Genomic DNA, 12574 nt, shown 5'->3' with positions numbered 1-12574 from the left:
GCCCATCCTGCCCTACTTTACCTTTTCATTATTCCACTCCAGTACCGGCGCGAAAGTGAATTTTTCGAAGGTGCCTGCATATGATCCGCGGGCCAGCGACAATTCGTTACGCGGGTCAACTACTACAAAATTTAATACATTGATCTTTAAATCTATCATCGCTTCGGGATGAGGGGTGTATAATGCAAGATAAAGAAAATAACTCCCCTCTTTTAAAAGATAGGCGGGTATTGTTACCCTGCTCACATATTCACCCTGCACCGATTTTTTCTTACCGTCCCAATCAATATTGGCATCGATACTCCAAAACAAAGTGTGGCCTAACACATTATGCAGTTCGATATTGGGGTGAATAGGTATCCCCTGAACATTGCTCCAATGTATCTCTACATTAATATCTTCGTAAATAAAAAATGAGGTTTTTATTTGGGATTGATTATCTATTAATCTGCCTTGCTTTATAAAGGCTATATCGTTTATAGCATCAAAAACCTCCACGCCGTCGTTATTAACTATATTATTCAAATAGGCGTTTACACATTCATCTATCGGGCGAAGGCCTTCGGTTAGGCCCTTGCTCAAAAATATACCTTTAGTACATAAAGCTGTAATGGCCTGTATATTATGACTAACAAACAAAACGGTTCGGCCGCTATGTGTAACGTCATTCATCTTGCCAAGGCATTTTTTCTGAAACTCAGCATCGCCCACAGCCAGAACTTCGTCAACAACCAATATTTCGGGTTCCAGGTGGGCAGCCACAGCAAAGGCCAACTTTACATACATACCACTGCTGTACCGTTTTACCGGAGTATCTAAAAATTGTTCAACACCGCTAAAGTCAACTATTTCGTCAAACTTCTGTTTGATCTCTTTGTGTTTCATACCCAATATAGAGCCATTCAGATAAATGTTTTCGCGCCCCGTTAACTCAGGATGGAAACCTGTGCCAACTTCTAATAAGCTTGCAACCCTGCCGTTTAATGTAATGCGGCCGGTACTTGGTTCGGTTATCCGGCTTAGCAACTTAAGTAATGTACTTTTACCTGCCCCATTACGGCCAATAACACCTACCGCATCGCCGGTGTTAATGTCAAATGAAACATCCTTTAGTGCCCAAAAATCTTCAGTGGTATTGGCTGATCTGTTTTTAGAAGCTATATTTTTAAACTTATTGGCAATCACATCGCGTAAAGCGGTATAACCACGCTCGCGTTCATGGCTTATCTGGTAGCATTTACCCAGGTTTTCAACACTAATTATGCGTTCACTCATATATTGGGTTAAATAATATCAGCAAATGTTTTTTCTGTTTTCCTAAAATATCTAACAGCAAAAATTAACATTAAAAAGCTGATAATAATAGATATGCTGATACTGAGTTGTTTATCGGTATTTAAATCACCGCCTAATATGCACCACCTGAAGCCATCAATAACACCTACCATGGGGTTTAGATCAAATAGAATGCGCCATTTGGCCGGCACAATGCTACTGCTGTACGCTACGGGCGAAACATACATACCAAACTGTACAATAAATGGTATAATGTATCTAAAATCCCTGTATTTAACATTCAGGGCCGTTAAATACAGGCCAATACCAAACGAAGTTAAAAATGAAAGTAAAAGAAACAGCGGCAATATTACAATTTGCCAGGGTGGTACAAAGCTAAAATATATAAAAAGTACAAAAAGCAGTACAAGGCTGATCAAAAAATCAACAAAGCTTGCTATTACCGCACTGGCCGGAACTATCAGGCGCGGGAAATATACTTTGGTTATTAAATTAACATTGGCAATAAGGCTGTTACTGCATTCGCTTAGCGCAGATGCAAAAAACTGCCATGGCAGCATACCGGCAAATACAAATAAGGCGTACGGTACATTTTTTATATCTGCATTTAGTTTGGCAAAATACCTAAAAACCACTGTAAATATTATCATTGCCAACAGTGGCCTTAACACACTCCACAAAACGCCTATAACAGTTTGCTTGTATTTAACTTTAATATCGCGCCAGCTTAGTATATAAAACAACTCACGATAACGCCACAAGTCGTTCCAGTAATTTTTTTCTGTACGGCCGGGTTCAATTACAATTTTATAGGGATTATGCATTGTTTATTTTTTGCAACATCGTTATAAGTTATGCTAATTAACCTATCGTTATTTTTAACCCTTCATCAATTTTAATGAATGGTTCATAATTCAATAACCGGGCAGCTTTTGATATATCGGCCCGGCTGTTTTTTATATCACCCTGCCGGGGTGCCCTATATGTGCCCAACATGTTTTTGCCTATAATATCATTTATTTTTTTCAGCAATTGGTTAAGAGATGTTGTTTCGCCACAAGCCACATTGTAAACCTCATTTATGGCACTTGCATCGTCAACAAAAAATGCTTTAATGTTTGCCTGTACCACGTTTTCAACAAAAGTAAAATCTCTTGTTTGCTCCCCGTCGCCATTTATAAATGCCGGACGGTCATTTTTTAAAGCATCTATAAACAATGGCACTACGGCCGCATAGGCTCCTTGTGGACTTTGCTTTGGTCCAAACACGTTAAAGTAGCGTAAACCGATGGTTTCAATGCCATAGGTTTTGGCAAAAACGTTGGCATAAAGTTCGTTAACATATTTAGTTATTGCGTAAGGCGAAAGTGGCTGACCTATCTGGCTTTCAACTTTTATACTATCGGTGTTATCGCCATATGTGGACGATGATGCTGCATAAATTAATCTTTTTACGCTGCCCGCTTCTTTTACCGCCCAAAGTATATTTAAAAAGCCAATTATGTTTACCTCATTTGTGGTTATCGGGTCGGCTATCGATCTCGGCACCGAACCCAATGCCGCCTGATGGCTTACATAGTCCATTCCCTCTACGGCTTTTTTGCAAGTTTCGTAGTTCCTGATATCGCCCTCTATAAATTCAAATGCCGGGTTAGCAATAAAATCTTTAATATTATCATAAAAACCACCTGTTAAATTATCAAGTACACGCACTTTGCCTGCATTGTTTTTAAGCAGGTATTCAACCAGGTTTGAGCCAATAAAGCCTGCTCCGCCCGTTATCAGGAAGCTAAATTTGCTTAGCTCTGCCGTATGATATTTTTTTTCGTACATTAATGTATAGGGGTAATTGCTATGACTATATTAATCTTTAAGGCTATCAATTTCGCTGGTTTCATAATAAATACATTGATAATGGTTTAAAAACGTGAAATTAATTTCATTATAGCCGGCCATCAACTAATGATATATCCAGTACTCCTTTTACATCATAAAGTACTCCCGGCTGTTTAAGCATACTTTGATAATCAAGCCCGATAAAAGCCTGGTGGCTTACCGCCAGAATTATAGCATTATAGGTTTTATCGGCAGGCAGACTATCCACACAGGTTAAACCGTATTCGTGTTGTACCTGGCTGCAACTTGCCCACGGATCGTAAACTGTTATGTTTGCCTTATACGATTCAAGCTCGTGGATAATATCCACAACCTTAGTATTCCTTACATCCGGGCAATTTTCTTTAAAGGTGATACCTAAAACTAAAATATCAGCACCCCATATACTGATCTCCTTTTTGATCATCAGCTTTACAACAGTATCGGCTATATAAGCCCCCATACTGTCGTTTATACGCCTGCCGGATAGAATAATTTCGGGATAATAACCCACTGATGTTGCCTTTTGGGCCAGATAGTACGGGTCAACGCCGATGCAATGCCCACCTACCAGGCCTGGTTTGAACGATAAAAAATTCCACTTTGTTGATGCAGCTTCTAATACCTGATTGGTATCGATACCCAACAAAGTGAATATCTTAGATAACTCATTTACAAAAGCTATGTTAATGTCGCGCTGTGCGTTTTCAATAACTTTAGCCGCTTCGGCCACTTTTATTGATGGCGCCAGATATGTGCCGGCCGGTATGATTGATGAATATAAATTATTAATAAATTGTGCCGACTGGGGCGTAGAGCCCGACGTTACCTTTTTAATGTTAGGCAAGGTTCTGTTTTTATCGCCGGGATTTATCCTTTCGGGCGAGTAGCCGCAATAGAAATCGGTATTAAAGATCAGGCCGGTATGCTTTTCAAGTATAGGTATACAAGCTTCTTCTGTACAGCCCGGGTATACCGTTGATTCGTAAATTACAACCCCGCCTTTTTTTAGTGCTTTTGCAACTGTTTCGGTAGCTTTAATAAGAGGCGTAAGGTCTGGATTATTGTATTGATCTACCGGGGTGGGTACGGTAACAATAAATACATTACAATCATTCAATGCTTCCTTATTGCCAGTAAAATAAACACCCGTGCCTCCTTCTTTGCCTCGTGTTACCTTTTTTAGTACATCTCCGTGTGTTTCAAGAGTATGATCTTTACCTTCGGATAGTTCTTTGATACGGTTTATATTAATATCAAATCCTACAACACTATATTTCTTTCCGAATTCGACAGCCAGGGGTAGGCCAACGTATCCTAATCCAATTATAGCAATATTAGCTGTTAAAAAGCTATCGGGTGTATTTGTCATTTAAAGTATAGTACAATGTCTTTATAAAAACGTATCGAAATAAGTATAATGCCCATTAAAACAGCTACAATGGCCGATGCGTAAATTATATACTTACGTTTATTTGTTGCAGTTGGCGATAGTGGCAATTCGGGTTCATCTATAATTCGGTACAAAGGTGTTTCCTTTTGCAAAGTAATTTTGGCTACTTCAAGGTTACGCATCACCTCAGTATATGCCCCTGCAAAGGCATTAGCTTTAGCCTGGTTAAATATTGATCCTGACCGCTGGACTGTTAGAGATGGATTTAAGTTATACGTATGGTCGTTCATCACAGCGGTTGAGCTAAATGTACGATTCAGTACATCGCCAAGGCTATCAGCTTCGTGTTGCAGCAATTGCACACCACTTGCCGAAACTTTGGTCCTGGTATCGATAAAGTATCGTGATGTTTCATTGAGTACATTTTTTGCCACATAATAAGCAACATCCGGATCGGTATTGGTAGCGCTGATAACATAAAAAATAAGTTTCTTATCTTTTTTAAACACTACAAACGAGCTACCCACACGCGATATAGCCATTCTGTATAAGCTGGTACGCATTTTATCATATGTTGCCGGCTTGTTATTAAGCGGGCCCAGTTTTTTATACATGTTTGCAAACTGTTTGCGTAAAATATAATTCAATAAGGTTTCATGGGTAGCTGTATCAACTTCAGACAGTAATGCCGAGCCTATCAGTTTTCGCGATTTAAAAAGTTCAATAATATTATCACCCGAAAAAATATTGTCGGGACTGCTGGTTAATCCATCAAAGCCAAGTTGTGAGGCCAGGCCCGCAAGTGCATTACCACGCCCGGCCTGGTCTGTTGATAAAACAAACGTATAACTGGCAGTGTACATCGGCTTTACATTACGTATTTTATAATACCCGTATCCTGCTCCCAGCAATACGGCAAATAGCAACAGGTACCACCTGTTTACCAAATGCCAAAAAGCCTGCACAGCCATGCTCTGCAAAAACTTAATGATATCTTTTTTTTGCTCTTCTGCCATTTTAGTTTTTTAAGACAGATATGGTAACCAGGATCAACGATACCAAAGATACTATTGCCGAAGTAAGGCTAATTGTTTGCTGGGCATCCAATCCCTTTTTATCTGTTTTACGCGGAACGATTATTTCGGAACCGGCATCAACAGAAGGATAAGACCTGAACAGGCCAAAAATACCGTTGTTGGTTCTGCCAATAGTTCCGTTAGCATGCAGTACATATATTTTTGATCTGCGGGCATTATCCGTAGTGCCGCCGGCCTGCGATAGATAATAATCTATGTTTTTCCCTGCTATAAAACCCGTTTTTGTTGACGAAAGTACCTCGCCGCTTAACTTTACCAGGGGGTCGGTTTTTAACACCTGTATCTCATCACCATTCTCCAGCACATAATCTTCAATAGATCCAGGCCTTTTTAATACTTCTTCGAGGTTTACCGGTATCCTAAGATTGGTTCTTGTAATGTCTTCAATAACTTTGGTACTGGTATCTTTAATACTGGTTTGCACGGTTTTTGCAACTTCCTGTTGCTGCGGGCCGCCTTGTGTATTATTTCTGATCAAAAATGTACCTTTTGCATAAGCCAGCGGTGTTAGCCCACCTGCGCGTTTTAACAAATCGCTGATATGCTCATTTTTGCTCTCAATTGTATATGAGCCCGGAAAATTTACTTCTCCTTCAATGGTCACTCTTTTTTGTTCGGTATATGCAGGGTTCTTCCTTACCGTTATCGCATCGTAAGGCATTAAAATAAATTTGTTATTCTCTATTCCGAGGCCTTTTTCAATATTCATATCAAATACTTTGGCTATCGAATCGATATTTGTTGACCGTTCGCCAACAATGCGTCGGCTAATTTCAACATGGTATGATGATGCTGCATCAGTAAAGCCTCCGGCTAAAAAAAACATATCCTTCAGTGAAAGATTTTCTTTGTAGGGATAAGCACCTGGCTTTCTAACTTCACCGGCAATACTAATGCTGTAATTACTTTTAAACTCATTAACGGTTGCAATTATTATTTCATCATTTTTAATGAGTGGGATATCAGATGAATTGCTGTTCATTAAACTGCTCACGTTAAATGTGATATTCTCTTTGGTACCGTCGATATGGGTACGGGTTAAAACAGCTCTGTCTGTAAAAGCATTTTCCTGCAGGCCACCGGCTTTTTGAATTAGCGATTTAATGGTTATCCCCGGGGTTAGTTCAAACTGGCCCGGACGATAAACAGCGCCCTTAATACTTACCGCATTTTCAAAACGGTCCAATATAGCATCCACCTGAAATTCATCACCATTTTCGGGCAGGTAGGCTGCTATTTCAAGCTTGGAGATATCTTTAATCTTGCGCTCGATATCAGTGTTTTGTTTAACCTTTATGGTAGCTTTATATGCTCTATCGGTATATCCACCAGCAAAAAACAACAGGTTTTCAAATGATTCGCCATCCTTTAACTCAAAAACACCAGGGCGCTTTACCTGGCCGGATATGGTAACCCGTTTTTTGTATACCGGAAAATTGATCACGTCGTTTTCCTTCAACGGCACATTACCTTTTTGATCTCCTTTAGTTAAAAACTGGTAGATATCTATCTTTTGGTAAACTTTGTTATTCCTGATCAGTTCAATATCCCGGTAAGTATTGATGTCGCCGGGGCCACCGCTTTGATATAAGGAATTGAAAACCGTTGAAAGCGAAGAGGTAACATAGTTGCCCGGCTTGGCAGCTCCAACAACAGTTATATGTATGCTCCTGATCTTACTCAGCGAAATAATTAATTTCGATAAGCCGCTTTTAATTGACGGATATGCGGTTTGCGACATTTTATCGCGAATGCGGGCGGTTGCCTCTTCAATAGTAAGCCCATTTACAATTATTGAGCCAACCTGCGGAATAAATATCGCCCCTTCGGGTTGTACCGCGGTTTTTATATTTGTTTCCTGGTAACCGGAAACATTGATCAACAATTCATCATCCGGACCTAAAATATAATTTACAGGCGTTGCCACACGTAAATTAGGTTCAAATGATAACGACGGCGAATCAAAAAAAGAAGATCCAAAAACATTTGATGAGGGCCCTTTTTGATAAACCTGATAATCGCTCTTTTCAACTTGTCTTACCGGGCCCGATATTGATGTTGGTTCGCCGCTTGTTTTGTTTTGTGTTGTGGCAGATGGACTTGAAAGCCTTGCTTGTAATTTGGACCATTCGGCCGGAGACATGCCTTTTGCCAAAGCTGCCTGTTGTGCCTGCTCAATAGAAATACCATTGGCTTGCATCTGCTGCTTTAATTTTTCTATATCAGCGTCCGACATCTGGTCTACGCTACTTATATTCTGGAATATTTCTGTATTACCTGCCTGGTTGGATAGTACTTTTCTTTGTGCCTCCGAAACAGACAGATCAAAAAAAACAAGAAAAAACAGGGATATGAGGAATTGTTTATTTATACACATTTGTTTGACGTGATGCAAATAACCTTTAATTGTAGGGGTAATAATAGTTTTAATAATTTGGGGTTTTGATTGCAATAATACAAATTAATTAATAGTTACCATACTGTAATGAGCAGTAATATTTACTGTAAAATGTAACCAATTGTTTATCATCGTGCCATTTTTAAACAAATTGGATATGCATCCATCAAGATGCTATATTCGCAATTGCTAAACCATACTGCTCCGTTCGTTATATGGATGAAACTAAGGATGTTAATTTATCGGTCATTATTCCAACCAAAAACCGCCCGCATTTACTCGAACGGGCACTAAGATCGGTTGTGGCACAGGACTTTAGCAACTTTGAGGTGTGTGTTGTTGATAATAATACCGATAGCCAGATCAGTATCCAGGTAAAACAAACCGTTGCCAATTTTGCAGAAAAGTACCCAGGCATCAAATGGATATACATCCACAGCGCTAAAAAATTTGCATCGGGTGCACGTAATGATGGGATGGCCGCTACAAAAGGCGGGTTAATTTTCTTTTTAGATGATGATGATGAGCTGTTGGCCGAAAGCCTGAGCATTCGCGTGCGTGAAATGCAGGCCCATCCGCAACTGGCTTTGCTGTACTGCGCCGGTTATTCAAAGATATATCCGTATCCGTTTAAAATGTACAGGTATTTTCATTACAATAAAAAGCTCCATACCGACAAATTGATGATGATGTCGTGCTCATCAATAGCGATAAACCGGAAAATATTTGAGGAAAACGATCTGTATTTTGATGAAAACCAAAGCCGTATGGACGATTATGACCTTTGCCGCAAGGTTATTGAAAAGGATCTGAAAGTAAAGTCTATCCCCCAACCGTTGGTGATGATCAATTTGCACCCCGACACCCGGATCTCGTCGCACAAACTGGTTGATTACAACTTTAAAGATGTTTTGATAGAACGCTGGGGCGAATCGGCAGCAGATGCAGTGTACGGCTATGCCGAAGGTGTATACATATGGCGTTTGTGTTTTGGCACCGCCGATCAGCCTTATAAAGAAATAGTTGAAGGGTTAAGGCGCGATTTTAATCGTGGACTTACACCGTCATTCAACTTTAAATATGCACTGGCAAGCTTTAGCCCTAAGCTATATCTTGCATTATATCACCTCGGTGTTGCCATAACACAGGCACGCAAAAACAGGCTTGCAAAAAAGGTAAAATAGCCTTGTATTAATTACCCACTCTCTTGGCTTCATCGGTAGCGCTGTTGGTATCCCGCTTTTTAGGATTGTCTTTAGATGAACCGAAATTGTAGGTAAAGCCAAGTGTCACAGAGCGGTTAGCATTATCGTTATGGTAGGTAGCCACTACATTAGGAATATTGGTAATGTTTCCTCCGGAAAAATTAGTCCTGAAAATATCCCTTGCGGTTAATTTGACAGATGCTTTATTGTTTAATATCTTTTTTTGGATGCCGATATTGGTTTGCTCGCGCGAATGAGGTGTAAACTGTCCATCGCGCGCAGGCGAAACATAAAACGAACTTATCTCGGCGCTCCAGCCATTTGAGAAACTGAATTGATTGTTATTGCTAAAGTACCAATGCGTATCGTTTAAATCAATATTTGTGTGGGCGGTAAGTTGCCCTTCAAAAGAAGTACAGTCAAGCTCAGTATATAAATTAAAATTCCACCATTTAAACGGGTTAAAAGAGAGGTTGCCTTCAAAGCCCCAATGTGCTTTGCGGCCCAAATTAATTGTGGTGGCGTAAAATATGTCTCCTTTTTGCCCGTCGTATTCAATCTGGTAATCTTTGGTCACATTATAATCCACCGTGAACGAGAACACGCTTTTAAAACTGTAGGTAAACTGGTATGCGTCAATAAACTGCGGTTTTAAAAACGGGTTACCCTCCCATGTGCTATATTTATCTAAAATGGTTACAAAAGGGTTCAGATCCTGGTAATAGGGTCTGTCAATACGCCTGCCGTAACTCAGTTTTAATGAGTTGCTGCCTGCCGTATCCAGTTTGTACAATACATACGCCGTAGGAAACACACTGGTGTAATGCTGCGTAAATGATGAATCGGGACTTTGTGCATTACCCAGCTGATGGCCGTTTATATTAGTGTTTTCGGTACGTAAACCTGTCTGCATGGCAATGCGTTTAAATTCGGTATTAAAACTTACATATGCGGCATTGATATTCTCTTTATACAAAAAGCGGTTAGTGGTGTTGTTGTTTATTGTGCTGATGTTTTTAACGACATTAAAGTAGTTAGCAGCATTATCGGTATTTACATAACTGGTTTTTAATCCGGTTTCAAACCTTCCCTTTGTACCAACAGGCTGAATATAGTCGGTTTTGGCTGCATAAATATTAATATCGGTGGGCAGGTTATCGGTAATGTATTGCGTACCTTCTAAGTTACCCGTATTGTTGTAGCTATCGCTAATAAATGACTGATCTCTATGTGAGTTGTAATTGAGATGATCAAAATCAAAAGACAACGACTGATCTTTACGGTCAAACTGATGCAGATAATTAAGATTTATACCGGCATTACGAAACTTGCTTTGTGTATTGTTAACAGAAACGATATTTGAATCGACATTACCTGCGGCATTGCTCAAAAAGCTATTAACCGGGTTATAGTTATTGCCGGTGGTTAACGCCCCCGTAAGCACAACCCCAAATGTGGTTTTAGGCGAGGCATAATAGTCAAGCCCCAGCTTAATATTGCCGTTATGGTTTTTGGGATTAAAAAAAGCTGTTTCATTATAAGCCGAAGTGCGGTTACCTGCGGCATCAAAGTATGTACGACTCACATCCAACCGGCGGTAACCATTTTGGATGCCATAGCCGATATTGGTAAACAGGTTTATTTTATTGACGTGATAATTAAGGTTTATACTCTCTAAGGTACGCCAGTAAGCCGCCCTGCCTACGCTGGCAGCTATATTACCATTAAACCCTTTGGCTTTTGATTTTTTAATTTTTATGTTGATAACACCCGCGTTGCCCGATGCATCATATTTGGCCGGCGGGTTAGCCATCAGTTCAATAACATCCAGTTGTGATGCCGGTATTGATTTAAGATAATTTGCCAGGTCCTGCCCGGATAAATAGGTGGGCTTGTCATCAATCAGCACCATTACGCCAGCTTTGCCTTTAAAGCTGATGTTACCATTGTCGTCAACCAATACCCCGGGTGTTTTTTCTAAAGCCTCAAGCGCGTTTGAGCCGGTATTGCTGATAAGCGCGTTAACGTTAACCACCGTACGGTCTATCTTTTGCTCAACAAATGCTTTTTGAGCAGCTATATCAACTTGTTTTAGCTGCTTGCTTGTCGCGATAAGCGTGATGGCAGGCAAAGTAACAGTTACCTGCTTACCAATTACAAGCGAATCGCTTTTATAGTTTTGATAACCCATTGATGATACCGTAACCTGGTAACTGCCATTTTGCAGATCCCCAAATTTAAAGGTACCATCAGGGTTAGTGAGTATGGTTTTAATAACCACAAGGCTTTGGGCATTTAACAAATTAACTGTTGCACCGTCGGCTGGCTTTTTACCTGCATCGATCACTTTACCCTCAATTTTACCGTCGCCGGTTTGTGCATAAGCTAATTTTAAGACAAAGCATAGCCCTATGGTCAATAAAACCACGATCAAAGTTTTCATAACGGATGTGCAGGTTTTGCTGTATACCGAAAGTATGTTGTTTACTTAGCCTTACGGATATATATACTTCCGTTCATGGTTTTCATCAGCATTTCGGGGCCGCCACCATCAATCTTGCCGTAAACCCAGTCGTCAATTTTCAGGCTGTACATACCATCCTTGGCAGTACGGGTAACATCGGGTTTGCGCGAATCGTTAACTACATCAAAATCGGTGTAAATATTGCCGCGGTCTGTTTTAAGCTTAACATTAGCTTTTAAACTTGCCGGAAAGGTAATATCTATACTGCCGTTAAGGCTGGTGAACGCCATGGCTGCTTTCGGGTCGATACTTTTAAAACCCACGCTAACCCCGCCATTAATGGTATTAGCCACAACCGACCCTGATATGCCGCTCATTTTAACACCGCCGTTAGTATTGCTTATTTCCATTACACCGCTTACATTATTCACTACTATATCACCATTGTTAATGGTAGTTAAATTTAATGTCGCGCCGTTTTGAGGCACTTTGATCACCAGGCTTACGCGGTGCGGAATATCGGCACCTACGGTAACCTTATTATTTTTTTCTTCGGCACGAATATCAGCGGAGTTACCTGTATCCAGGCGCTTCATGCCGTTGCCTTCGCGGTTGGTTTTGTGGCGCTCATCGCCTTTGGTTTCAATTACGATGTCTCTACCTTCATAACCTATCACGGTTATCGATCCCTGTATCAGATCCACATTCAGTTTATAAGGTTTGCCCGGATCGCTTAACGGAACTACCAATTGTTCCGACTTATCGCTTTGCGCCCATAGCTGCGTGTTAAACAGCATAGCTGTGATCAATATGGCTGCAAATTTTATCATTCTTATCGCTTTCATC

General features: G+C 40.3%; 9 protein-coding genes. 1 reads left to right on the top strand and 8 read right to left on the bottom strand.

What is annotated here, in order from left to right; genetic code table 11:
• Window positions 1-12 precede the first annotated feature (12 nt).
• From ACFGVR_RS13450 to ACFGVR_RS13425, 6 genes are all read right to left on the bottom strand, one after another.
• Window positions 13-1275, bottom strand: coding sequence for an ABC transporter ATP-binding protein (locus ACFGVR_RS13450; RefSeq protein WP_448697791.1), 1263 nt, complete (start codon window positions 1273-1275; stop codon window positions 13-15).
• 8 nt (window positions 1276-1283) lie between these two features.
• Window positions 1284-2120: an ABC transporter permease gene (locus tag ACFGVR_RS13445; RefSeq protein ID WP_448697789.1), complete on the bottom strand. Its 837-nt coding sequence runs from the start codon at window positions 2118-2120 to the stop codon at window positions 1284-1286.
• A 37-nt stretch (window positions 2121-2157) separates the two neighbouring features.
• Complete coding sequence (locus ACFGVR_RS13440) at window positions 2158-3129, bottom strand: SDR family oxidoreductase (RefSeq protein WP_448697787.1); 972 nt, start codon at window positions 3127-3129, stop codon at window positions 2158-2160.
• 109 nt (window positions 3130-3238) lie between these two features.
• Entirely contained in the window at window positions 3239-4543 is a 1305-nt protein-coding gene (locus ACFGVR_RS13435; RefSeq protein WP_448697786.1) for a nucleotide sugar dehydrogenase, read from the bottom strand.
• Entirely contained in the window at window positions 4540-5580 is a 1041-nt protein-coding gene (locus tag ACFGVR_RS13430; protein WP_448697784.1) for a hypothetical protein, read from the bottom strand. The genes ACFGVR_RS13435 and ACFGVR_RS13430 overlap by 4 nt, the downstream gene beginning before the upstream one ends.
• Before the next feature lies 1 nt (window position 5581).
• Window positions 5582-8038 carry an SLBB domain-containing protein gene (locus ACFGVR_RS13425; RefSeq protein ID WP_448697783.1) on the bottom strand — a complete coding sequence of 819 codons (2457 nt, stop codon included), beginning with the start codon at window positions 8036-8038 and terminating at the stop codon, window positions 5582-5584.
• Between the two features lie 236 nt (window positions 8039-8274).
• On the opposite strand from ACFGVR_RS13425, the gene ACFGVR_RS13420 reads away from it, so the two are divergent.
• A complete protein-coding gene (locus tag ACFGVR_RS13420; RefSeq protein WP_448697781.1) occupies window positions 8275-9243 on the top strand; it encodes a glycosyltransferase family 2 protein in 969 nt (322 codons plus the stop codon).
• A gap of 7 nt (window positions 9244-9250) precedes the next feature.
• On the opposite strand, the gene ACFGVR_RS13415 is transcribed toward ACFGVR_RS13420, so the two are convergent.
• Together ACFGVR_RS13415 and ACFGVR_RS13410 are read right to left on the bottom strand one after the other, a co-directional pair.
• Window positions 9251-11707, bottom strand: a complete 2457-nt coding sequence (locus tag ACFGVR_RS13415) for an outer membrane beta-barrel protein (protein WP_448697779.1) — start codon at window positions 11705-11707, stop codon at window positions 9251-9253.
• Between the two features lie 41 nt (window positions 11708-11748).
• Entirely contained in the window at window positions 11749-12573 is an 825-nt protein-coding gene (locus ACFGVR_RS13410) for a hypothetical protein (RefSeq protein WP_448697778.1), read from the bottom strand.
• Window position 12574: the final 1 nt, after the last annotated feature.

The organism is Mucilaginibacter aureus (assembly GCF_053514885.1).
The sequence above is the reverse complement of the archived record's forward strand: the minus strand, read 5'-3'. Positions and strand labels throughout refer to the sequence as shown.

Excerpts from the sequence above, each read along its gene's own strand:
- ACFGVR_RS13450 (WP_448697791.1), bottom strand. The coding sequence starts at position 1,275 with ATGAGTGAACGCATAATTAGTGTTGAAAACCTGGGTAAATGCTACCAG.
- ACFGVR_RS13445 (WP_448697789.1), bottom strand. The coding sequence starts at position 2,120 with ATGCATAATCCCTATAAAATTGTAATTGAACCCGGCCGTACAGAAAAA.
- ACFGVR_RS13440 (WP_448697787.1), bottom strand. The coding sequence starts at position 3,129 with ATGTACGAAAAAAAATATCATACGGCAGAGCTAAGCAAATTTAGCTTC.
- ACFGVR_RS13435 (WP_448697786.1), bottom strand. The coding sequence starts at position 4,543 with ATGACAAATACACCCGATAGCTTTTTAACAGCTAATATTGCTATAATT.
- ACFGVR_RS13430 (WP_448697784.1), bottom strand. The coding sequence starts at position 5,580 with ATGGCAGAAGAGCAAAAAAAAGATATCATTAAGTTTTTGCAGAGCATG.
- ACFGVR_RS13425 (WP_448697783.1), bottom strand. The coding sequence starts at position 8,038 with ATGTGTATAAATAAACAATTCCTCATATCCCTGTTTTTTCTTGTTTTT.
- ACFGVR_RS13420 (WP_448697781.1), top strand. The coding sequence starts at position 8,275 with ATGGATGAAACTAAGGATGTTAATTTATCGGTCATTATTCCAACCAAA.
- ACFGVR_RS13415 (WP_448697779.1), bottom strand. The coding sequence starts at position 11,707 with ATGAAAACTTTGATCGTGGTTTTATTGACCATAGGGCTATGCTTTGTC.
- ACFGVR_RS13410 (WP_448697778.1), bottom strand. The coding sequence starts at position 12,573 with ATGAAAGCGATAAGAATGATAAAATTTGCAGCCATATTGATCACAGCT.